The organism is Virgibacillus alimentarius (assembly GCF_017874635.1).
Classification (GTDB): domain Bacteria; phylum Bacillota; class Bacilli; order Bacillales; family Amphibacillaceae; genus Virgibacillus_B; species Virgibacillus_B alimentarius.
In genome coordinates this window covers 248,290-271,617 of sequence record NZ_JAGIKX010000001.1, presented here as the reverse complement: position 1 = coordinate 271,617, position 23,328 = coordinate 248,290, and the positions used below count along the sequence as shown (strand labels likewise).

General features: G+C 34.6%; 26 protein-coding genes, 1 other RNA gene and 1 pseudogene. 21 read left to right on the top strand and 7 right to left on the bottom strand.

What is annotated here, in order from left to right; translation table 11 throughout:
* The first annotated feature begins 39 nt into the window (after nucleotides 1-39).
* The 5 genes from J2Z81_RS01395 (at nucleotide 40) to J2Z81_RS01375 (ending at nucleotide 3,052) form a co-directional block, all read left to right on the top strand.
* A complete protein-coding gene (locus J2Z81_RS01395) occupies nucleotides 40-390 on the top strand; it encodes a DUF1798 family protein (RefSeq protein WP_029267925.1) in 351 nt (116 codons plus the stop codon).
* Nucleotides 391-434: 44 nt separating this feature from the next.
* Nucleotides 435-842 (top strand): cytidine deaminase, encoded by a 408-nt coding sequence (locus tag J2Z81_RS01390; RefSeq protein ID WP_226370574.1) that lies wholly within the window; start codon nucleotides 435-437, stop codon nucleotides 840-842.
* Between the two features lie 154 nt (nucleotides 843-996).
* Nucleotides 997-1,305 carry a cell division regulator GpsB gene (gene gpsB, locus J2Z81_RS01385; protein ID WP_038221003.1) on the top strand — a complete coding sequence of 103 codons (309 nt, stop codon included), beginning with the start codon at nucleotides 997-999 and terminating at the stop codon, nucleotides 1,303-1,305.
* A gap of 103 nt (nucleotides 1,306-1,408) precedes the next feature.
* Nucleotides 1,409-1,782, top strand: an RNA gene (rnpB, locus tag J2Z81_RS01380) — RNase P RNA component class B.
* A 142-nt stretch (nucleotides 1,783-1,924) separates the two neighbouring features.
* A complete protein-coding gene (locus J2Z81_RS01375; protein WP_226370573.1) occupies nucleotides 1,925-3,052 on the top strand; it encodes a THUMP domain-containing class I SAM-dependent RNA methyltransferase in 1,128 nt (375 codons plus the stop codon).
* A 46-nt stretch (nucleotides 3,053-3,098) separates the two neighbouring features.
* Here J2Z81_RS01375 and J2Z81_RS01370 read toward each other — a convergent pair whose 3' ends face one another.
* The 4 genes from J2Z81_RS01370 to J2Z81_RS01355 form a co-directional block, all read right to left on the bottom strand.
* Entirely contained in the window at nucleotides 3,099-3,686 is a 588-nt protein-coding gene (locus tag J2Z81_RS01370) for an SCO family protein (protein ID WP_029271220.1), read from the bottom strand.
* A 97-nt stretch (nucleotides 3,687-3,783) separates the two neighbouring features.
* On the bottom strand, nucleotides 3,784-5,433 hold the full coding sequence (locus J2Z81_RS01365; protein ID WP_029271218.1) for a b(o/a)3-type cytochrome-c oxidase subunit 1: 1,650 nt from the start codon (nucleotides 5,431-5,433) through the stop codon (nucleotides 3,784-3,786).
* On the bottom strand, nucleotides 5,433-5,915 hold the full coding sequence (locus tag J2Z81_RS01360; RefSeq protein WP_029271216.1) for a cytochrome c oxidase subunit II: 483 nt from the start codon (nucleotides 5,913-5,915) through the stop codon (nucleotides 5,433-5,435). The genes J2Z81_RS01365 and J2Z81_RS01360 overlap by 1 nt, the downstream gene beginning before the upstream one ends.
* Before the next feature lie 20 nt (nucleotides 5,916-5,935).
* Nucleotides 5,936-6,088 (bottom strand): subunit I/II of b(o/a)3-type cytochrome C oxidase, encoded by a 153-nt coding sequence (locus tag J2Z81_RS01355; RefSeq protein ID WP_084179369.1) that lies wholly within the window; start codon nucleotides 6,086-6,088, stop codon nucleotides 5,936-5,938.
* A gap of 338 nt (nucleotides 6,089-6,426) precedes the next feature.
* On the opposite strand from J2Z81_RS01355, the gene J2Z81_RS01350 reads away from it, so the two are divergent.
* Both J2Z81_RS01350 and J2Z81_RS01345 read left to right on the top strand, forming a co-directional pair.
* Complete coding sequence (locus J2Z81_RS01350) at nucleotides 6,427-7,512, top strand: type III polyketide synthase (RefSeq protein WP_226370572.1); 1,086 nt, start codon at nucleotides 6,427-6,429, stop codon at nucleotides 7,510-7,512.
* Nucleotides 7,513-8,022, top strand: coding sequence for an isoprenylcysteine carboxyl methyltransferase family protein (locus J2Z81_RS01345; protein ID WP_029271212.1), 510 nt, complete (start codon nucleotides 7,513-7,515; stop codon nucleotides 8,020-8,022).
* Between the two features lie 58 nt (nucleotides 8,023-8,080).
* Here J2Z81_RS01345 and J2Z81_RS01340 read toward each other — a convergent pair whose 3' ends face one another.
* A complete protein-coding gene (locus J2Z81_RS01340) occupies nucleotides 8,081-8,281 on the bottom strand; it encodes a cold-shock protein (protein ID WP_029271210.1) in 201 nt (66 codons plus the stop codon).
* A gap of 349 nt (nucleotides 8,282-8,630) precedes the next feature.
* Between J2Z81_RS01340 and J2Z81_RS01335 the strand changes: the two are divergent.
* From J2Z81_RS01335 to J2Z81_RS01275, 13 genes and pseudogenes are all read left to right on the top strand, one after another.
* Nucleotides 8,631-10,300: pseudogene (locus tag J2Z81_RS01335) on the top strand (formate--tetrahydrofolate ligase).
* Nucleotides 10,301-10,472: 172 nt separating this feature from the next.
* Entirely contained in the window at nucleotides 10,473-11,429 is a 957-nt protein-coding gene (locus J2Z81_RS01330) for a thymidylate synthase (RefSeq protein WP_226370571.1), read from the top strand.
* 47 nt (nucleotides 11,430-11,476) lie between these two features.
* Entirely contained in the window at nucleotides 11,477-11,965 is a 489-nt protein-coding gene (locus J2Z81_RS01325) for a dihydrofolate reductase (RefSeq protein ID WP_226370570.1), read from the top strand.
* Between the two features lie 19 nt (nucleotides 11,966-11,984).
* Nucleotides 11,985-12,563 (top strand): molybdenum cofactor guanylyltransferase, encoded by a 579-nt coding sequence (gene mobA / locus J2Z81_RS01320; protein WP_029271202.1) that lies wholly within the window; start codon nucleotides 11,985-11,987, stop codon nucleotides 12,561-12,563.
* A 154-nt stretch (nucleotides 12,564-12,717) separates the two neighbouring features.
* The gene (locus J2Z81_RS01315) at nucleotides 12,718-12,924 is read left to right on the top strand and encodes a twin-arginine translocase TatA/TatE family subunit (RefSeq protein WP_029271200.1); all 207 of its coding nucleotides are present in this window, start codon (nucleotides 12,718-12,720) and stop codon (nucleotides 12,922-12,924) included.
* 18 nt (nucleotides 12,925-12,942) lie between these two features.
* A complete protein-coding gene (gene tatA, locus J2Z81_RS01310; RefSeq protein ID WP_029271198.1) occupies nucleotides 12,943-13,122 on the top strand; it encodes a twin-arginine translocase TatA/TatE family subunit in 180 nt (59 codons plus the stop codon).
* Between the two features lie 81 nt (nucleotides 13,123-13,203).
* Complete coding sequence (gene tatC / locus J2Z81_RS01305) at nucleotides 13,204-13,965, top strand: twin-arginine translocase subunit TatC (RefSeq protein WP_029271196.1); 762 nt, start codon at nucleotides 13,204-13,206, stop codon at nucleotides 13,963-13,965.
* Between the two features lie 14 nt (nucleotides 13,966-13,979).
* Nucleotides 13,980-14,198: a YozE family protein gene (locus tag J2Z81_RS01300; protein WP_029271194.1), complete on the top strand. Its 219-nt coding sequence runs from the start codon at nucleotides 13,980-13,982 to the stop codon at nucleotides 14,196-14,198.
* Between the two features lie 72 nt (nucleotides 14,199-14,270).
* On the top strand, nucleotides 14,271-15,422 hold the full coding sequence (locus J2Z81_RS01295; RefSeq protein WP_226370569.1) for an exonuclease SbcCD subunit D: 1,152 nt from the start codon (nucleotides 14,271-14,273) through the stop codon (nucleotides 15,420-15,422).
* Nucleotide 15,423: 1 nt separating this feature from the next.
* On the top strand, nucleotides 15,424-18,555 hold the full coding sequence (locus J2Z81_RS01290; protein ID WP_226370568.1) for an AAA family ATPase: 3,132 nt from the start codon (nucleotides 15,424-15,426) through the stop codon (nucleotides 18,553-18,555).
* Between the two features lie 201 nt (nucleotides 18,556-18,756).
* Nucleotides 18,757-19,209: a VrrA/YqfQ family protein gene (vrrA, locus tag J2Z81_RS01285; protein ID WP_051681522.1), complete on the top strand. Its 453-nt coding sequence runs from the start codon at nucleotides 18,757-18,759 to the stop codon at nucleotides 19,207-19,209.
* A gap of 85 nt (nucleotides 19,210-19,294) precedes the next feature.
* Complete coding sequence (gene msrB, locus J2Z81_RS01280) at nucleotides 19,295-20,254, top strand: peptide-methionine (R)-S-oxide reductase MsrB (RefSeq protein WP_226370567.1); 960 nt, start codon at nucleotides 19,295-19,297, stop codon at nucleotides 20,252-20,254.
* 47 nt (nucleotides 20,255-20,301) lie between these two features.
* A complete protein-coding gene (locus tag J2Z81_RS01275) occupies nucleotides 20,302-20,517 on the top strand; it encodes a DUF6501 family protein (RefSeq protein ID WP_029271186.1) in 216 nt (71 codons plus the stop codon).
* Between the two features lie 38 nt (nucleotides 20,518-20,555).
* Here J2Z81_RS01275 and J2Z81_RS01270 read toward each other — a convergent pair whose 3' ends face one another.
* Complete coding sequence (locus J2Z81_RS01270) at nucleotides 20,556-21,746, bottom strand: M14 family metallopeptidase (protein ID WP_029271184.1); 1,191 nt, start codon at nucleotides 21,744-21,746, stop codon at nucleotides 20,556-20,558.
* Between the two features lie 245 nt (nucleotides 21,747-21,991).
* Here J2Z81_RS01270 and J2Z81_RS01265 point away from each other — a divergent pair, with 245 nt between their 5' ends.
* On the top strand, nucleotides 21,992-22,231 hold the full coding sequence (locus J2Z81_RS01265) for an indolepyruvate ferredoxin oxidoreductase subunit alpha (RefSeq protein ID WP_029271182.1): 240 nt from the start codon (nucleotides 21,992-21,994) through the stop codon (nucleotides 22,229-22,231).
* A 51-nt stretch (nucleotides 22,232-22,282) separates the two neighbouring features.
* Here the strand turns inward: J2Z81_RS01265 and J2Z81_RS01260 are convergent, their stop codons facing one another.
* Entirely contained in the window at nucleotides 22,283-22,540 is a 258-nt protein-coding gene (locus J2Z81_RS01260) for an acylphosphatase (protein ID WP_226370566.1), read from the bottom strand.
* Between the last annotated feature and the right edge of the window lie 788 nt (nucleotides 22,541-23,328).

Sequence of the window (23,328 nt, the reverse complement as noted above, 5' to 3'; positions counted from 1 at the left end):
AAGATGAATAAAGCATTGTACTAAAAGGCGGTCTTTGTCATGCAATTAATCGAACAAACCAAACAGTTTAAGCAACATCTTGATTATTTAATGAAAATTTATGAAAAAAATAGCCCTCCTGAAAGTAAAAGCGATAAAGAATTCTTTTTAAAGGTTAAAGAGGAAACATTACCAGTATACAGGCTCATAGAGAAGTGGGAGAAAGAAGCACTGCAAACAATTAAAGATAGGAAAGTAAATGTACATCCGCACCAAATTTCATCCACAAAAGAAAATATGGAGCTGTTATTAATGCATAGCTACTATATAGATGTTAAACGCAGACGCTACATGGAACTAAACCACTCCATCCACTATATATTGGCACAACTTATTAGAGAATTAGAGTAAAAACTAAATTCTTCCTAACAATAGTTAAGTAAGGAGTAGCACAAATGTCTAAAGATCAATTAATTGCAGAAGCTAAATCAATAAGAAGCAAAGCGTATGTACCGTATTCAGAATTTCCTGTCGGAGCTGCAGTACGCACTAGTTCCGGTAAAATATATACAGGCTGCAATATTGAAAATGCTGCCTATCCGGTCACTTGCTGTGCAGAACGAGTTGCAATATTTAAAGCTATTTCAAATGGTGAAAATGAATTTCTTGAGATGGCTGTCATAGCTGATACAGACAGACCAGTGCCTCCTTGCGGTTCTTGCCGACAAGTAATGAGCGAATTCTTTGATAGCTCTATGAATATTCATTTATCAAACCTAACTCAGCAGACAAAAACAATAACGTTGGAAGATTTGTTGCCATTTTCGTTCCAGTCAGGTGATTTAAAGTACGAATCGACATAATAAATGGAAGCTGATATTTTCAGCTTTCTTTTTTAATGCTATAATGGTATATAAACTATACTAGGCATAATATAGGATTATCATCATAAAATTGACTTTAGGGTCGTTGTTTGAAAAAATAGAAATGATTTGTATAAAATATGGGGTGATCAAATTGAGTTCAGGTATTCAGCTTAGTGGAAAAGATATTCTTGAAAAAGACTTTAAAACAGCAATGCGTGGTTACAATCAGGAAGAAGTAGATGAATTTTTAGATAAAATTATCCAAGATTATGATGCCTTTCAACAAGAACTAGAAAAACTTCAGCAAGAAAATGAACGGCTTAGGAAAGCCAGTGACCAAACCAGATCAAGAACTGCTAATTCAAATCAGCAAGTAAATTATGATGTTTTAAAAAGACTCTCCAATTTGGAAAAAGCAGTTTTTGGTAAAAAATATGCGGAGGCAGATGCAGAAGCTTAAGTGTTATTAAAAACGCAGTTATCCATTGATGGATCATTTTCCACATTTTGTAAAAGCTTTATAAAAGTTTTTATGGTATAATAACAAATAGAATATGGTATGTATACTCATGTAATCGCTGCACACTAAGTGTAGAGGAAAGTCCATGCTCACACAAACTGAGATGTTTGTAGTGTTCGTGCTTAACGAATTCATAAGTTAAGGTAACCTTTTTGGTTAACGGCAGGAAATATTCCTAAGTCCATTGGATATGGAATATTCCTTGAAAGTGCCACAGTGACGTAGCCAGGATGGAAACATGCTGGGTGGAACGGGTAAACCCCACGAGTGAGCAACCCAAACAATGGTAGGGGCATCCTTGATTAGGGAAATCAACCGAAAGAGGGACAAGTAATAAACTTGTAGATAGATGATTACAACCGGAGTACAAGGCTGACCACCGCTTCAGTACAATGGAACAGAACATGGCTTATCGAGTATACTGCGGTCGCAAAATATACGTACAAAATCTTTTTTACAACACGAATGTAAAAAAGATTTTTTTATTTCTTTTTTATTTTTTTCCTAACAATATGATAAACTAAAACTAATTTAATATGGTTAGGAAAGGAAAGGGAAAATGAATAAACATATAACGTTAATTGCAACCGCTGCAATGGGATTGGAATCTATTGTGGCAAAAGAGGTTAGACAGCTGGGCTATGAGGTGAAAATCGAAAATGGTATGGTCCTGTTTGATGCTCCTGTATCAGCTATTCCACGTTGTAATTTATGGTTGCGTACGGCAGATCGTGTAAAATTATTAGTCGGTTCGTTTACTGCTAAGACTTTCGATGAGCTTTTTGAATCTACGAAAGCTTTACCTTGGGAACAATTTATTCCGGAAGACGGAAGGTTTCCCGTATCTGGTAAATCTATAAAATCTACTTTATATAGTGTTCCGGACTGCCAAGCAATTACCAAAAAGGCAATTGCAGAGCGATTAAAATTAAAATACGGTCTGGCAACAAAAATGCCTGAGACGGGTCCATTATATAAAATAGAGGTAGCATTACATAAAGACAATGCTATGTTAACCATAGATACATCAGGAGTAGGGCTACATAAAAGAGGTTATCGTATTGGCCAAGGAGAAGCCCCTCTAAAAGAAACACTTGCTGCAGCACTTGTTATGCTGACAAATTGGAGGCCAGACTACACATTAATTGATCCTTTTTGCGGTTCAGGAACCATACCAATTGAAGCTTCCTTAATTGGACAAAATATTGCTCCCGGTTTTAACAGAGAATTTGCCTCAGAGGACTGGTTCTTTATTAAAAATACGCTATGGGATGAGGCATTTGAAGAAATGGAGGACTTGGCAAATTACGATCAGCATTTAGATATAATTGGATCTGATATTGATCATAATGTTGTAAAAATAGCAAATGACAATGCACAAGAAGCAGGCTTAGGGGAGCTTATAAGCTGGAAACAAATGCAAGTAAAGGATTTATTTATTCGTAAAGAAAACGGATATATTATTGGAAATCCTCCTTATGGAGAACGAATCGGGGATAAAAAAGCAGCTGCAAAAATTTATAAAGACCTTGGTTCTATTATGTATAAACATCCAACATGGAGTGTATATATATTAACTGCATTTGAAGATTTTGAAAAAGAATATGGACAAAAAGCCACAAAAAAGAGAAAGTTATTTAATGGTTTTATTCGCACCGATTACTATCAGTACTTTGGCAAAAAATAAAAAAATTAAAAGTATTCAGTGGAGCAAAGCTCTCCACTGAATACTTTTAACTTATAGTGTTCATAATTCTTTTATAAACTTTATCTTTATTAAAACCATCACCCATTGTGAATTTTTCAACTAAATTATTATTCTCATCCAGGAAGTAAGTAAACGTAGAATGGATAATATCACCAGTTCCTGGATCTCTATATAAAAAGTCAAATGCATCAGCAACTTTTTTTGTATCCTCTTCTGAACTTCTTAGAAACACCCAGCCATCTTCTGGCGTAGTAACTTCAAATCTGCTTGCATAATCTCTTAATACTTCATTCGTGTCGTGTTCTGGATTGATTGTTATCGTAATGAACTCCACTTTATCACCAAACACGCCTTCTTCCATCAGCTTATGCCGAAGTTTTGACATTTCTAATGTGGTTGTAGGACAAACATCAGGACAATTTGTATACATAAATTCAATTAGGCGTGCTTTTTTCGGCATATCGGCAAAAGAGTACTCTTCATTAAATGCGGTCTCCATGACAACATCTTCAGGTAATTCAGCGCTTCCCGGTTTAATGACTTTTAAATAAAAGATTCCTGATGAAATTCCCAGTATCAACAAAGCCCCGAAAATAATATATAATTTTTTCAAGCTGTTTACCTCCAATAATAAAAATGATAGTAGCAATGTTTCATTTCTATAATGTCAAAGAAATAGAAAGAAGGGGGGACGAAAAAATTCCCCCGTATTACCAGAGTCTAAAACCTTTAGATCCTGGAGGTGCGTTTTGGATAATATCAATAAACGGAATCGTATAAGCAAATAAAATTAATGCGACTGTCACCCCGATCCAAAGCTTCCAATTTTCAAGTACCTTAGGCGTAGTTCCGGAAGTTTCACCAACTACAGCAATTGGAAATTCCTCTTTTCCTTTAGGTGCAAAGAAGGCTAAATTAACAAAAATAACCAACATGATAATCATACCGATAAAAAGAATCGATCCGCCAATAGCCTGTGCAATTTGATAAGCACCCCAACTTGCTGTATCAGCATTACCCGCATACTCGGAATAAGCAGAACGACGTGGGCCACCAAGCAAACCTTGCCAGTGCATAGCCCCTGACATTATAGCCATACCAACAGACCAGACAATAGTTTGAATAATTCCCCACTTATTCATTTTTGCAGTTAATTTCCGGCCGGTCATGGAAGGGATTAACCAGTAAGCTATTCCAAAAAATGTTAAAATAACAGAAGTGGCCGCGGTTAAATGAAAATGCCCTGTTACCCATATTGTGTTATGCACAACTTGGTTCATTTGGTTGGATGCGTTGATAATCCCGCCAGCACCACCTGGTATAAACCAAACCATACCGATAAATGGAGCTAAAAAGCGAACATCTTTCCAAGGCATCTTCTTAAGCCAGCCAAATAAACCTTTTGCACCTAACTCACGACCTCTAGCTTCAAAGGTAGCAAATAAAGAAAATGCAGTCATCAGAGATGGGATTACAACTAGGAACGTTAATACAACCTGAAGATATTTCCAGAATGGATCAATACCAGGTTCTGTTAACTGATGATGGAATCCTACTGGAATAGAAAATAATAAGAGCAAAATAAACGATAACCGTGCTAAGGAATCTGAAAAAATTTTTCCGCCTACTATTTTAGGAATAATGGCATACCAGGCCATATAAGCAGGCAGTAACCAAAAATAGACGAGTGGATGACCAAAATACCAGAATAATGTACGGCTTACAAGCACATCAATTGTTTCTGTGAATCCAAGTGACCAAGGCAGAAATTGCAGTAACACAGTCGCTGCAACACCTAATGTTGCTATTTGCCACATTAACATGGTTATAACGGCCATATAACTTAATAATGGTGTTCGCTCTCCGCGATTCTCTTTTCTCCATCGTGCATGGCGATGGAAGATAACAAAACCTACAAACCAGCTTCCAATAATAACTAATGCTAACCCGATATAAAAGCCCGGATGTGCTTTTAAAGGTGCATAAAACGTATAAAGGACAGAAGCTTCATTTAATAAAATGAAGGTAGCTGTAGTTACAACTCCAGCTGTCATCATCCAAAATCCAGCCCAAGCCCATTTACGTTCTCCTGAGCTGTATTTTCCCGCTGTTTTACTTTGTGTAGCTACCAAAAATCCTAATATAAAAAAGGTTGTTAAAACAAGTCCGAGTACAACTCCGTGAAGCGTCAATATTTGATAATAGCCGATACCTGCCGGCAATGTAACTTTCCCAGACCGGACAAGGGTTTGCATTAAACCCGCTGTTGCTCCGATTAAAAGGGCAAAAAAAGCCACATACATATGTGCCATAGTTAACTTAGCATCCGCAGAATGAATCCCCTTCATAACCTTCATCATTATTCCACCACCTCAATTGTTGCAGACATTAAATGGTGCCCTGTACCACAATATTCGTTACATAAGAGGGTGTGTTTTCCCGCTTTATTAAATGTATTTGTATAAGTGCTGATATACCCTGGTTCAAGCATCATGTTTACATTCGTTCCAGCTAATTCAAATCCATGTACAACATCCGTAGTCGTTGCATTAAAATGAACTGTTGCTCCTTTAGGAATTTGAACAATTTTATCGTCTGTACCGACATCGTAATTGAAAGCAGATGCAACGACGGTAAGCTGATATTCGTTATCACCTATTTTTTTCAGACCTGGATCATCAAATGGTGCTGTTGCGTGAACCTTTTCAGGATTTAATGTAACAGCGCAACTGGGGGGTTGATTTCCCATATAAAATGCACTTATACCAACTACGATTAGAAAAATAAGTAAAGTAGCAGTTCCAAATAATAGCCAAATCTTTTCATATTTATGCATATTCATAGGTTCTTAACTCCTTTTCGCTAACGTGATATATAGAGGCCCCATACTCCCAGCCAAGATAATATAATGAAACCTCCTAAAAGCATTACTGAAACAAAAGTACCCTTTAAAGAAGTTTTATCTTCACTTGCATCTTTTTTTAGGGATTGCTGATTAACTTGAGCTTTAGGCATAAAATAGTTCTCCTTTCTTTTTTAATTCTTTCCTGCATCATTCGTAAAGTCTTTCTTGACTTACATTCACCCCTTTAATTTTGTGTTGTATACCCTACATTCATCATACATAAATTGAAAGCAAAATTTGTCTTAATTCACAGGAATTCACAAAGTCTTCAATAACGCTTGTATACTGTTTTCATGAGATTTTTCTAACCATTAGGTTAGAAAAGTTTGTGAATGATACGTGACAATAAAATGTATATTTTTTGAAATAAAGGATAAAATTATCTCATTACGTGAAGAATAAACAAGATAAATTACAAGGAGGACATCTAAGGAGGAGGTTGGGATATATGTCTTATATCAGTTCTATTGGCTTAGGAATTCCGCAACATGTTATATCTCAAGACAAGGTTAAGAACTTAGTGAAAAACATCTTTCCTTATCCAGAAAAAGAAATTAATCGATTACTTCCCGTTTTTGACAGGGCAGAGATCAATGAAAGACAATTAGTAGTCGAAGAAAATTGGTTTAAGCAACTTCACACCTTCGAAGAAAAAAATAACTTATATCAAAAATATGCTAAAGAATATTCGCTGCACGCAATCGATCATTGCCTAGCAAACAAGGAATTTTTAACCGAAGATATTCCATACAATGCTATCGATATGATTATGTTTGTATCAAGTACTGGAATTGCAACACCCTCTCTTGATGCACATTTATTAAATGAGCGGCCTTTCCGAGAAGATATTAACCGGATGCCGCTTTGGGGATTAGGATGTGCGGGGGGAGCCATCGGATTAGCACGTGCATTTGATTGGTTAACTGCCCACCCAGAAAAAAGTGTTCTTCTTGTTTGTTGTGAACTATGCAGTCTCACCTTTCAGAAAGATGATTTTTCAAAAAGCAACTTAATTGGAACAGCTCTTTTTGGAGATGGCATAGGTGCAGTCTTACTTATGGGAGAAAGGTCTCCTTATTTAAATCACCGAAAAAAAACAACTCCAAAAATCACTAAAACAAGCTCTTTCACAAAAAAAGACAGTCTTTCTATTATGGGATGGAAAATATCAACAAGGGGGTTAGAAGTAATTTTTTCAAAAAGTATTCCCTCGCTTGTCAAAACATTATGGAAAGATCACATAACCGCTTTTATTCAAAAGTCTAAATTGGACCGACATCAAATACATTCAATCATTGCCCATCCGGGCGGTAAAAAAGTTTTAGAGGCAATGGAAGAAGTTTTAAATATGTCTAAAACAAAAATGAAGCATTCCCATAACGTGTTAGCAAATCACGGAAATATGTCTTCAGCAACTGTCTTGTACGTATTGCTTGAATGGATGAAGGAAAGTGTAAATCAAAAGGAACAGAGTATATTATGTGCTCTAGGACCTGGTTTTAGTTCAGAATTATTGTTATTGGAGTGGAATTGAATGGCAGTATGGATGTGGGGTTTGATTCTATTTATTATTACCCAACGGCTGGTAGAAATAAAAATTGCAAACAGTAACGAAAAATGGATGATGGCAAAAGGGGGAGTAAAAATCGGAGAAGAACATTATAAATGGTTTGTGTTATTGCATTGTTTATTTTTCTTATCAATTATGCTGGAAGTTGGTTTTCAAAGTGATCAAGCACATTCATTAAACGTATATTTATTCTCTATTTTTATTGCAGCTCAATTAGGAAGAGTATGGTGTATAACAACATTAGGCAGATTTTGGAATACAAAAATAATCGTTTTGCCAAGAGTAGCATTAATAAAAAAAGGGCCATACAAATATGTAAAACACCCAAATTATATTATTGTGGCAATTGAATTATTTGTTATTCCTTTATTATTTGGCGCATATATTACTTCCGTTATCTTCCCGATACTTCATCTGCTTTTATTACGAATAAGAATTCCAAGTGAAGAAAAGGCATTAGCTATCAGGTCATAAAAGAAACATCAAAAAAAAGCGGTAATCCATAAGATTACCGCTATTATTATAATCTTTGTTATTGTTTAACTACATTTGCTGCTTGCGGGCCACGTTCGCCTTCCACAATTTCAAACGTAACTTGTTGGCCTTCTTCTAAAGATTTAAAGCCTTCTTCTTGAATAGCTGAATAGTGTACGAATACATCGTCTCCATCTTCAACTTGAATGAAACCATACCCTTTTTCTGCGTTAAACCATTTTACTACTCCGTTTTCCATGTACTTAATCCTCCTAAAAACTTTCACGTAAAACGTGTTAATACAAAGCAGATCACTAGAATATCAAAAAAGCAGCCTCAAACTAGAAGGTGGGATCACTATTACATCCACTTCCACTTGAAGCTACTTGTCTTTAATGATTCCATACATCTTCTTTGCTTGTGTCTAATATAGCCTATTTTACTATGTCAGTCAAGGATTAAACATCAAGAATTATCCGTCCTAGCACATATTCCATCGATATTTTTAATAAAATGTACTATAAAGTGTAAGCGTGTTCACACACAATTGGTGTAAAAAATTCCATAATCAGTTACAATAAATATATATTGGATAAAGGGGTGGAGTGATGAATACAGATATACAAATTGCTCAACAAGCAAAACTGAAACCCATTAGTGAGATTGCCGAAGAACTCAACTTAACCGAAACTGACTGGGAGCCTATTGGTCATACGAAAGCTAAATTATCAGAAAAGCTGTTTGATAATTCATCAGATAGGCCAGACGGTAAAATTATTTTAGTAACCTCCATTAATCCAACTCCAGCCGGTGAAGGAAAATCCACAGTAACGGTCGGACTTGGACAAGCACTAAATAAAATTGGTAAAAAAACTGTAATTGCATTACGTGAACCTTCTCTTGGCCCTGTTATGGGAATGAAAGGAGGGGCAGCCGGAGGCGGCTACTCCCAAGTACTCCCAATGGAAGATATTAACCTGCATTTCACTGGTGATTTACACGCTATTACAAGCGCAAATAATGCTTTGTCTGCCATAATCGATAATCATATTCATCGGGGAAACGAATTGAACATTGATCCAAGAAGAATCGAATGGAAACGTGTAATGGATATGAATGATCGTGCTTTAAGGCAAATTGTAGTTGGGCTAGGGGGGCCAACCCGCGGGGTTCCCCGAGAAGATGGTTTTAATATATCAGTAGCCTCAGAAATAATGGCTATCCTTTGCCTGTCAACGAGTTTAGCAGATTTAAAGGAAAGATTATCTCGAATCGTAATTGGTTTCACATATGATGAAAAACCAATTACAGCTCATGATTTAAATGCAGAAGGAGCTTTAACAGTTTTACTAAAAGATGCTTTAAAGCCTAACTTAGTACAAACGATTGAAAATACACCCGCTATTATTCACGGGGGCCATTTGCTAATATAGCACACGGTTGCAACAGTATCATGGCCACAAAAACAGCTTCCAAGTTAGGGGATTATGTTGTTACAGAAGCTGGATTTGGAGCTGACCTTGGAGCGGAAAAATTTTTAGATATAAAGTCTCGTGCCGGTAACATAAATACAGAGGCAGTTGTTATTGTTGCTACTGTCCGCGCATTAAAAATGCATGGTGGTGTACCAGTTGATCAATTAACAGCAGAAAGTGTTGATGCACTTAAAGCCGGTATGGAGAATCTTAAAAAACATATAGAAACAATAGAGGAATTTGGTCTGCCATATGTCGTTGCTATTAATAAATTCCCGACTGATACGGAGGCAGAAACAGATTTTATTCAAAGCTGGTGTGAATCAAGAAATGTGGATGTTGCATTAACCGACGTATGGGCGCACGGGGGAGAAGGTGGAATAGAACTTGCTGAAAAATTAATTAATAAAATAGATTCCGCTAAAAGGAATTTTCAGTACGTTTATGCGCTAGAAGATTCGTTAGAAACCAAAATAAGAAAAATTGCACAAAAAATATACGGTGCAAGAGATATTGAATTATCTGCCCAAGCAAAAAAACAAATAGCATTTTATGAAAAAGAAGGTTGGGGAAACCTACCTGTGTGTATGGCGAAAACACAATATTCATTATCAGACGACCCTTCTTTATTGGGTCGACCTAAGGGATTTACAATTACAATCCGAGAATTACGCCCCTCTATCGGTGCAGGGTTTATTATTGTACTAACTGGTGAAATGATGACAATGCCAGGACTTCCTGAAAATCCAGCTGCTTTAAACATGGACGTTACGAATGATGGAAAAGTTATCGGTTTATTTTAGCGAGAAACACCTCTAACGAATACCGTATATTCTAAAAACAAGTAAGGCATGCACTCTCCTTACTTGTTTTTAATTATTAAACTTTTTCTTGTCAAACTATGTTAGACTTTATGCAGAAAATGGATTGTTGAATGATATACCTTGTAATATAATTTATACTTGGAGGGATAGTATGACTACAGGTGAACAAGCTTATTTAAATTTATGCAGATATATTTTAGAAAATGGAACTAAGAAAGATGATCGTACTAATACAGGGACCTATTCAGTTTTTGGACATCAAATGCGTTTTAATTTAAGTGAAGGATTTCCTTTGTTAACGACAAAGAAAATACCTTTCCGGTTAGTAGCAAGTGAACTTTTGTGGTTTATTAAAGGTGATACGAACATTCGCTTTTTATTGGAAAATAAGAATAATATTTGGAACGAGTGGGCATTTAAAAAGTGGGTTGAAAGTGATGAATACAAAGGACCAAACATGGATAATTTCGGTATTCGGAGTCAGCAAGACCCCGGATTCAAAGAAAAATACGAACAGCAGATGAACATCTTTAAAGAAAAGGTCCTGGAAGACGACCATTTTGCTAAGAAATTCGGTGATCTGGGGTTTGTATACGGAAAACAGTGGCGTAGTTGGCAAACAACCAATAATAAAACAATTGACCAACTCAAAGAAGTAATAGCTTCAATTCGCTCAAACCCTGACTCTAGAAGACATATTGTAACCGCTTGGAACCCTGCTGATATTCCACAAATGGCACTGCCTCCATGTCATACATTGTTTCAATTTTATGTTGCTGACGGGAAGCTTTCTTGTCAATTATATCAGCGTAGTGCCGACATTTTCTTAGGTGTGCCATTTAATATTGCAAGCTATGCCTTATTAATATCTTTAATTGCACATGAATGCAAGTTAGAAGTAGGAGAATTTATTCATACATTAGGGGATGCACACATTTATACAAATCACATTGGGCAAGTTAAGACTCAACTTAAGCGTGATTTAAGAAATTTACCTACACTTCATATTAATAAAGATAAGGAATCTATTTTTGACTTTGAAGTGTCTGATTTATCTATATCAGATTACCATCCACATCCAGCAATTAAAGCGCCGATTGCTGTATAACAGTGAAGAAATTTTGATTCTTCATCAAAACGAAGGAGGTCTAGAAGATGATTTCATTGCTTGTTGCTATGGATCGCAATCATGTAATTGGGTTTGAAAATGGTATGCCATGGCACTTACCAAAAGATCTTAGATTTTTTAAAGAAAAAACAACAGGCCATAATGTGATTATGGGAAGGAGAACGTATGATTCGATCGGTAAAGTTTTACCAAATCGCAGAAATATTGTGCTCACACGTAAGCAATATCAATTCCCAGAAGGTATTGAGGTAATAAATGACTTAAAAACTGTATTGCAATGGAATGAAGAAAATCCAAATACGGAATTTTTTATTATCGGAGGGGGTAATATTTTTAAACAAGCGCTCCCATTTGCAGATCGAATGTATATTACATGGATTGATGAGTCGTTTAATGGTGATACTTATTTTCCCGATTTTAAAGAGGAAGAATGGAAATTAAGTATAAAAGAAAAAGGCGAAAAAAATGAAAAAAACCCGTATGATTATTATTTTTTACAATATGACCGTAAATAAAATATAGTGAGGAGATAATATGGAAGTTTGCGGGGTTATACTCTCAGGGGGGAAATCCTCAAGAATGGGTACAAATAAATCACTTTTAGAAATTAATCATAAGCCTGTCATTAAACATATTCTAGAAGAGCTCCAACATTGTAGTGATAACGTCATGATCGTTGCAAATGAACCTTCATTATACGAATTTTTAGGTGTAAAGCTATGCAGTGACAGGTATATCGATAAAGGACCTTTAGCTGGACTAGAGACAGCTTTATACCATATCGATGCCAACGCTTATATAATTGCCGCTTGTGATATGCCATTCATAAGCAAGGACATTTATCACTTTTTATTAAATCAGCTGGATCATGATGATGCTGTTGTTCCTATTTATAATAATCACATGCATCCGCTCTCTGGTATTTATACAAGAAGGGCTTTACCAGTTATCCAAGCACATCTAGAAAAAAACAACTTGAAAGTAAAAGGTTTCTTTGATGATATAAGGGTGAATTATGTAAGTGACTTCGGAACTCTTCCTGAGGAATTATTACAAAAGCATTTTTTTAATATGAATAGTCCAGCAGAATATGAAAAAGCAACACAAGTATAAGTTGTTAAATGGACTAAAAACATGTTAAACTAAGTGTAGATTTTGCCGAAATACATACACTAAATTTAAGAACATTTTATGTCCTTTTCAATGTTCTGATGTATATTTTCACCAAATGTATTATAATAAATATATCTTATAAAGAAGGTGTCATATGTTTACTAATATAGGTTTTCCAGGTTTAATATTAATCTTAGTTATTGCTTTGGTTATTTTTGGTCCCAAAAAGCTGCCTGAGATTGGTAAAGCAGCTGGACAAACATTACGTGAATTTAAGAAATCAGCACATGATTTAACCAGTGATGTCACCGATGAAATAAAAGATGCAAAAAACATCGTTAAAGGGGAAGAAAATAAATAATATTGCGGAGTGATAATTATGTTTAGCAATATCGGAATCCCCGGGTTAATATTAATACTTATTCTTGCCTTAATAATATTCGGCCCGGCGAAATTACCAGAAATCGGAAAAGCATTTGGAAGCTCATTAAAGGAATTTAAAAAAGCTACAAATGATATTGTCGGTGATGATAAAACAAATAATAAAGATAACAACTAATATTTTATTTTCCGAAGGTGTAAGGGCATTTACCTTACACCTTCTTTTTCGCTTATATCTACTGTAAGGGAGTATAAAATAATGGCTGCTCGCAAAATTGATCAAGAGAAAGAAATGCATGTAACTGGTCATATATCAGAATTAAGAAACCGGCTTATTATAACGGCTATTCTTTTTGTCCTTCTATTTATTATTGGGTTCGTCTTTGTAAAAGATATATATGGATTTTTCGTCAATGATTTGGAATTTGAATTAAATGTAACAAGTCCCGGAGATATAATTTGGGTCTATTTCACCATGGCTGGTTTAATTGCTATTGTTGGGACACTTCCTATTCTTAGCTTACAGATATGGTTATTTATAAAGCCTGGATTGACACCAACCGAAAGAAAAGCTTCTTTATCTTATATACCTGCTATTTTCTTTTTATTTATAGGTGGTCTAGCTTTTGGTTATTTTATTTTTATTGAACTTATTCTTCCATTCTTGCTTTCGCTGAATGATGGAATGTTTAATGAATTATTTACGGTTGATAAATACTTTAGGTTTTTAATACGGATCACATTACCATTTGCAGTTCTATTTGAAATTCCTATCATTGCTATGTTTTTAACAAGTTTAGGAATTATCACACCAGATTTCATGAAAAAAACAAGAAAGTATGCTTATTTTATTTTAGTTATTATTGGAGCCGTTGTAACTCCGCCAGATGTTATTTTACAAATTGTCGTAGCAATCCCATTATTTATTCTCTATGAAATTAGTATTTATTTATCCGCTATCGTTTACCGTAAAAAACAGCGAAAACATAAAGAATTTATGGAAAACGATGAATTTCAATAAATAGGGGGATTTTTATGAGATCATTTTATCAATTTTTATTAACTTATCGCGGCAAGGTCCAGCCAGACGATCAGAGCCGGCTGGCAGACTGGGTTTATTTGGATCAAAATTTTCCAAAACATGCTACGAATTATAATGAAGTCAGCAATTATTTGGAGTGGAACAGCCCCTTTACAAATGCACTTACCGTCTTTGATGAATTGTGGGATATTTATTTATCAAATGAAGATTAAAAGGCTCTGGAAATTTCCAGGGCCTTTTATTTAATTGAACCATGTTAGAATAAGGGAACAAGGAGGAGACAAATGAAGATATTACATACCGCTGACTGGCATTTAGGCAAAATCGTCAATAATGTTCATATGACAGGGGAACAAGAATTTATTTTAACTCAATTTTTACAAATTGTGAAAAATGAAAAACCAGATGCAGTCATTATTGCTGGTGATTTATACGATAGAGCTGTTCCGCCAAAAGAAGCAGTGGAACTTTTAAACCATATATTGACATCATTAATAACAGAATTAAAAACACCAGTACTTGCAATTGCTGGTAACCATGATAGTCCTGATCGATTAGAGTTTGGAAATCAGCTCTTTCGGACGCAGAATCTATATATCGAAACAAAACTCCGTCCAGATCTACAGCCAATTATACTTAACGATGAATATGGCCCCGTTTATTTTCATCTGATTCCATATATCGAACCTTCTGAAGCTCGGGTATTATTTCAAGATGAATCTATTCATTCCCATCAATCTGCAATGGAGAAAATAATAGGTTATATTAAAGAAAATAATGATATGAATGAGCGTCATATTTTTGTTGGACATGCATTCTTAGCTGGAGGGATGGAGTCAGAGTCTGAAGAACGTTTATCAATGATTGGTGGTACACCTTATATCGATGCATCTTTATTTTATGACTTTACTTATGTAGCAATGGGGCATTTACATCAAGCCCAGCGTGTTAAAAGCGATGTAATACGTTATAGCGGCTCTATATTAAAATACTCTTTTTCTGAAGCAAACCACAAAAAATCTGTAACAATGATTGATCTTGATAAAAAAGGTAACTGCCAGCTAGAAATGATTCCTCTAATACCAAAACACGACATGAAAGTGATCGAAGGATATTTTGAGGAATTACTGGAACACCCTATTGATAATCATATGGATTTTTTGCATATACGTTTGCTGGATACTGGGGAAATCATTGATCCAATGAATAAGTTAAGAAGCGTTTTTCCAAATATTTTACGCTTAGAAAGAAAAGGATTATCTTCAAAAACTAGTTTACTAGATTTACAGAAAATCCAAAAAAGGCAATCACAGTCACATACAGAATTATTTTCTTCCTTTTATGAGGAAATAAAAGGTGTAACAATTTCCGAAGAAAAAATTCAACAAATAAACCATGTCATTTCAAAAGTTCTAGAAAGAGAAAGAGGGGAATAACATGCGAGCGATTACTTTAGAGTTAACAGCTTTTGGACCATATTTGGAAAAACAAACGATTCATTTTGATGAGCTTGGAGAAGAATCCATTTTTCTTATTACAGGGCCCACCGGTGCGGGCAAAACAACAATATTTGATGCGATATGCTATGCTCTTTATGGACGGGCGAGTGGATCTGACCGTGATCAAGATTCCTTGCGCAGCCATTTCGCTAGTGTTGATGATCCAACCAAAGTAAAGTATCGCTTTTCACTCCATAATCAAGAATATGAGATTATCAGACAGCCAAGACAGCTAAAAAAGAAAGAACGTGGCGATGGATATACAGATGAACCAGCAAAAGCAACACTGTACGAAATGATAGATGGCAAAAAGGAACTGATCACTGCCAGAATCAAAGAAGTCAATGAAACAATCGAAACAAAATTAGGGTTTGATTATGAACAATTTTGTAAAATGGTGCTCATCCCTCAAGGGGAATTTCGTAAGTTAATCTCTGAAAACAGCAAAGAAAGAGAATCGATTTTACAAAAAATCTTTCATACGTATTTTTATGAAAAAATAACAGAAGAATTAAAGTTAGAATCAAAAGAATTAAAAGAGAAAATCAATCATTTAGATTATAATATTCAACACGAAATAGCTAAAATAAACTGGGAGTATCATTCAAATAGGGAGGAAGAGCACTCTTTAGAAAACAATTCTATTCATTTTATCATAGAAAAATTACGCGAAGAAATCCGTCTTACAAAGGAAAAAATTGCAGATGAAGAAAAACAAAAATCCACCCAGGAACAAGCACTGATAAATGCTCAAAATCAACTCAATGAAGGTAGAATAGTTGAAGAAAAATTTAAGGAGCAGGAACAACTAAAAAAAGATAAGACGGCATTAAGTGATCAATTAGACTCAATAGAACAAATGAAAGAACAACTTCAATCTGCAAAACGAGCACAGGAAATTATTCCTTTTGAAGAACAAATGAGAGCAAGAAAGAAGGAATGGATCGAACAACAAAATGAATTACAAAAACAACAAGAAAAAATAACTCAAATAAACCTTGATTTTGAAAATATTCGAAAACACCATGAAGAGGAAGAATCCCTTAGCGATAAACGAGAGAAATTAAAAGAAGCTATCAACAATATGAAACAACAATTAGACCAAGTTAATCATTACCTGGAATTGCAAGATAAAGCAATACAAGCTACGAACATAAAAGAAAAAGACAAAAAACAAATGGATAATGCTGAAAAAAAACTTCAAGAAACTGAAAAAAAACTAGAGGGCATCGAGCAGAAGCTTGGTGAAGAGCAAGATCTAACTAAGGACTATTATCAAGAAAAAGATGTACTGGAAAAAATCAAAGATAAGGTCAAAAAGCTGACAGACCTCTTTAAAGAAAATCAGTACTTAAATGAGTTGCGCAATAATTATCAAATACTTAAAAAACAATATATCGAAAAACAAGAAATAGTAAATCAGCTTAAAGAAGCGTATGAAAAGGCTGAAGACCAACAAAAGCTCCATTATGCGGCATATATAGCACAACATTTAGAATATGGATCTCCTTGTCCTGTCTGCGGTTCTATGGAACATCCTAATAAAGCAGAACAAGAACATCAATCAATTCAAATAAATATAAAACAACTAAAGCAAAAACTTCAAGATGAAGAGCAATCATTTTTAGCATTACACCAAAATTTTAGTGATTGTAAGTCAAAAGGGCAAAGTCAACGCGCAACGGTTAATAAGCTTTATAAGGAACTTGAAGATACACTGCCAAGTCTTGACCAAGAATCCATTAGCCATTTAATCAAACAGCTTCAAAATTCTATCATCAGTCATGAAATAAACCTTAAAAAACTCACACAGGATTTAGAGCGAATTCAAACATTGAAAACTCAAAAAATGCAGTATAGACAACGGATAGGGGATCTTAAACAAACGTTTGATCAATACGTTAATAAGTATCAAAGGGCAAATGATGATGCTATAAAATTAAATACACAATTAGACGTATTAGCAAAGCAACTTCCTCAGGATATCAATGATGTTAAACGTTTTAAGCAACAAATAGCAGATAAAGAGAACCAATTGGACCATATGGTAAAGCGCTGGGAGGAAACCAAACAAAAATACCAAGCAACTTATGAATTATTACAAAAAGAAACTACGATTGTTGATCAGCTGGTCTTATTTGAAAAAAACAAAAAAACGAATTATGAATCCCAACAACTGCAATTTAATGATACTATGAAAGCTAAAGGATTTGCATCAGCCGAAGCCTATCAGAAATCAAAAATGCCTCTTGAGAAACAATCGGTTATCGAGGAAGAAATACAGCGTTTTGAGCACAGAATGAAGCAAATTAATCTTCGTTTACAAGAATTATTGCTTCAAACCAACAATATGACACGCCCCGATCTGCACCAACTATCGGAATTAGTTGATACGAAACAAAACCAATTACAGACGATCAATGACCATCTCTATGCCTTGAAATTAAAGCTGACCAATGATGAGAGTATTCTTAAACATATTAATCGAGAATTAAAGCATCAAAAGGAATTAGAAGAGGAATACTATATGATCGGTGAGTTAGCCGAATTAGCTCATGGAAATAATTCTTTAAAACTTTCGTTTGAACGTTATGTATTAGCCTCATTCTTAGATGAAATTCTATTACAGGCAAATATTCGATTAAACCAAATGACTGAAAACAGATATCAGCTAATGCGCAGTGGACAGGTTGCCAAGAGGGGGGCTCAAAGTGGGTTAGATCTTGAAGTGTTTGATCACCATACAGGGCTTAAGCGGTCTGTTAAAACATTATCCGGAGGTGAAGGATTTAAAGCTGCTCTAAGTCTTGCTTTAGGTCTTGCGGATGTTGTACAAAGTCATTCAGGCGGAGTTCAGTTGGACACATTATTTATTGATGAGGGGTTTGGAACATTAGACGAAGTCTCCTTACAACAGGCGATTGATTGTTTGAAAAGTTTACAAGACAGCAATCGATTACTTGGAATTATTTCTCATGTTCCATATTTAAAAAATGAAATCCATGCAAAATTACAAATAACTCCTTCTCATAAAGGATCAAAGCTTGCCTTTTCATTCGGTCAAAGTTAAACCGGATTGAACAGGAGAAGGAGAGACGAAAGCCTTGTTCGATAAATTTCGTTATAATATTGAAAAAGGTGGAAAAAAGCTTGGTTTCTTGTATATTTCTGCGGTTGCCCGGGAAATATTGAAGAGATGTCCTTAGCCTACACTCTTTTCAATTAATAAACGTAAGCTATCTAGAGCATTACTTTTTGAAAGGAGGATCTTATGGTTTATCCAATGCAAGGTCCAAGAAACTATCACTCTAATGCTATTCATACGATACCACCGAATCCCGGTTTAAATAGAATGCCAAATAGGAATCATATACAAAACAAAATGCAGCCATTAATGCAAAAAGGAGTAGGCGGCTTATCAAAAACATTAAATAATGTACAGCAAGTGTTAGGTGTCGTACAATCAACAGCTCCAATTGTTCAACAATACGGGCCAATGGTCAAAAACCTTCCTGCCATGTATAGAATGTTAAAAGCTTTTAAAGAGGTTGAAGATTCTGAAAGTATTGAAGCAGAAAGTCTTGAGAGCCTTGAAGATAATAAAGAAATCATGGAGAGCAGTAATAAGGTTACAAACGATCAAACAACATATCGAAAAGAGAAGGGGTACCCAAATCAACAAAAACGTATAAGTGGTGAATCAACACCCAAATTATTTATTTAAAACAATCGTAAGTCACACCACTTGATTTTTCCAACTATAACCTGAAAAATAGACAGTAAAGAATACAGTACTGGAGGTAAAGAACATGGCAAATAATCATGAATTGGCAACTTTTGCTGGTGGATGTTTTTGGTGTATGGTAGAACCATTCGATGAGCGTCCAGGTGTGGTAGAAGTCATCTCTGGATATACAGGAGGTGAAATAGAAAATCCAACATATGAGCAAGTTTGTTCAAATACGACAGGACACGTTGAAGCAGTTCAAATTACCTTTGATCCAAAAACAATGCCTTATCAAGAATTGGTCAATACATTCTGGCAGCAAATCGACCCCACAGATCCAGGTGGACAGTTTCATGATAGAGGAGAGTCCTACCAAACAGTTATTTTTTATCATAATGAAGAACAAAAACGGATTGCAGAAGAATCAAAACAAAAATTGGAAAAAAGTGGTAAGTTTAAAAATCCAATTGCAACAAAAATTCTTCCTGCCAAACCATTTTACAAAGCTGAAGAAGCTCATCAAGATTATTATAAGAAACAGTCATTTCATTATCGTTTATATAAAAAAGGATCCGGGCGGGAAGATTTCCTCAAAAATAATTGGCAACCAAAATTTAATAAAGCAAATTTAAAAGAGCAACTAACACCAATACAATATCACGTAACCCAAGAAAACGGTACGGAAAAGCCTTTTCACAATGAGTATTGGGATAACGAGGAAGAAGGTATTTATGTAGATATTATATCAGGAGAAGTTTTATTCACTTCCAAAGATAAATTTGACGCAAATTGTGGATGGCCAAGCTTTACTAAACCCGTGGATAAATACCAGCTAACGGAAAAGACAGATTCCAGCCATGGTATGATTCGTACAGAAGTCAGAAGCAGGAGATCCGATTCACATCTTGGTCATGTTTTTAATGATGGACCAGTTGATCGGGGGGGCTTGCGCTATTGTATGAATTCTGCAGCCATGCGTTTTATCCCTAAAGAAAAAATGGCAGAAGAAGGCTATAAGAACTATTTATATCTATTTGATTGATTATTTTCGATAATTATATTATGTAAACTACAAAAAAGGAGATAAACATGATCCATTTAAATTGGGAGAACACAGAAACAATAAAACAAATAGAATGTGTGCACACAGATGCAAAACGATTTATCGTACACAATAAATTAACCCCCGGAAAAATATATGATGTAAAAAATGAAACAGATGAATTTTATTTTATTATAGACAATAGCAAACGAATAGGTGGATACCTTAAAGACTATTTTAAGGAATTAAAAAATAACAGGTGATTTATCCTGTTATTTTTTAATATAACAATAAGATTTATTTAAAGGTATAAATTCGCTAGCATAATTCCTACATTCCTTTCATAAATAGCCGAAAATTGCTTAATGGGTAAAGGGTTCACGCCTTTACCCAATTCAATAGTAAATCCGGGTTTTTGAAATTTTTTTACAAACCAATCTTTATAACCAGCATAATTGTCTAATTCACCTATAGGTTTATAACCACTCACACGTGCATATTCACCTGCAATACGTTTAGATATAGATGGTTCAAATCCCTTGAATCCCCAGTAAATTTCTTCTCCCTGTGTATGAAATGCATTTATTCTAGCAAAATTTCTTTCCTTAGCCAGGTTTGCCATGGTAATTGCCTCAGGTTCGGTTAATGGCTTTATTCCAGGAAAATCTCTCGGTGCCGGTGAGGCAGGCTTACGCTTTGCTTCCATTCCCCAATTCGCCGGATATTGTTTATTTAAATCAACACCTCTTATATTTGCCTTCCAGTTTGAAAAATTCTCACTTTGCTTATTCATCGCTAATACTTCTTTCTTGTATTTACCACTTTCGGACGAACCTTTTAATACAAGATTAACTCCATCTGGATTGACCATTGGGACAAGAGAAAGCGTCGTATCCTGAAATAAGGGGAGCGTAGAAATTCCCTTTACTTGCTTATTATTAGTAAGAGATAAAGCATATTCATTTACAAATTTCATAATCACAGATGTTGTTATCCATTCATTGGCATGAAACGAGCCATTTAAATGCGTTTTTTTATCTCCACTTCCTATTTGTACTTCAACAAGTTTTTTTCCCATTACAGAATATCCGATCGTTTGAGTAAAAATAAAAGGATATAATTGTTGAAGTTGTTTTAGATCATTTTGCATTTTATCATACGTATAATGATCAATATCGGAAATAATAAAGTCGTTTACACGTTTCGGTAAGTAAATCGTTTGGTCTTTTTTTAAATCGTTTGTATTTGTTAATTGATTAATTAATTGTAAGCAATCGAGAGAAAGGTTGTGCTGGACGGCGATTTCACGTAATGTATCGTTTCTATTAACTGTATATTTATTTAATACATATCCTGGAATTTGAATGGAATCGCCTGATTTTAATTGATTTGAGGCTATTTGCGGATTCGACTTTTCGATCAATAGCAACGGAATGTCAAACAATTGACTGTAATACCTCAAAGTATCATTTAATCGAACTAAAACCTCCATGAATTTCCTCCTTATAATAAACTGAGTAGTAAATAGTATGTTCTAAACTCCAAAAAAAGAATAAATCAAATAACACTTATGACGGTTTTGGTAACGGTCTTGCCTAAGTGTGGAATATAGTATAGTATTAAAATTAATATAAAATCTTTCATTTCTGGATGTGAATGCGTTATAATAGGATATAAATTCATTCCATGACATGGTATAAATTACATCACGATAGTTAAGAAAGGGAGGAGATTTACTTGGCATTTGTAATTACATCACCTTGTAAAGATGAAAAGTCAGGCGAATGTGTAGAAGTTTGTCCTGTTGATTGTATAGAAGAAGGAGAAGACATGTTTTACATAGATCCTGATATTTGTATCGATTGCGGAGCATGTGAAGCAGTATGTCCTGTTGAAGCTATCTTCATGGAAGATGAGGTACCTGCTGAAGAAACTGAATATATTGCTTTAAATAGGAAGTTTTTTGAAGAACAATAAAACAAAGCCACTACTTTTATTTTAGAAAGGTAGTGGCTTGATTTATAATGATTATTTAATAGAAAAGCGTTTATAACCTTTAGCTTCCTCGTTTATTTGCTTTTCGATATGATCTATGCGAATAACTGGATTAAATCCGGATTTCATTTCATCGATAAAAGCATAAAGCTTTTCTTCTGTCCCTTCAATTTCTAACTCAACTGTACCCTCGAAGTTATTTTGAACCCAGCCATCTAAACCATATTCTATTGCCTTCTGTTGAGTAGCATATCGAAAACCAACTCCTTGAACCCGTCCACTAATTACCATATCCACGCACAAGTTAAGACGTATATGCTTTTAGCCAACGAAAAAAAGATGAACTTGATATTATGCTTATTGCAAAAATAAAATTAAGAGAAAAAAGAAGAGCTTATAACAAAGTAAGCGACCGAAGAGACCAGTTAATGGAGAAATATGATATAGGGTGAATTGAAGAGATTGACAAAATATTAAACGAAAAATGAAATTGAGCATTCATCAATAATAAATAATAATGTGAATTAGATCACATTCCAAAATAAATAGAAACATATAAATCGATGACTTAATCAACATTTGAGGTCTTATTTATGAATGCGAAATGGCAATTAGCTTACGGTAGAAAAATATTTAAATTATAATAAATCAAAAACAGCAAATAATTAAAAGCATACAAATCGAAACCTTTTTTTCTAAAATATCTCACTATCACAAGTATACTTTAATCTGAGATGAATATCTCTTTAACTTCCTATAATATATATTATGTAAACTCGGATAAAGAAAGTAAAAGGTTTCAGTAAAATCGCTTCCTCTCCATTCCCTTTACCTCTATGTTTATTTGATTTCTCCTTCAATTTCTTTTAATCTTTTGTCAATATGTGAGATCACAAAGTTACATTCCTGTATCTCAAATTCATCCCTGTACTTTAAAAAATAATTCAGGCATTTTACAGCATGTTTTCTCCACCTATTTCATTCACCAATCGGACATTTATTGATTTGTTGTTTCACTAATTTACGATCCACTTCAATCATTCCTTAATCAGTTGTTTTAAATTTTCTCCTATTTTATA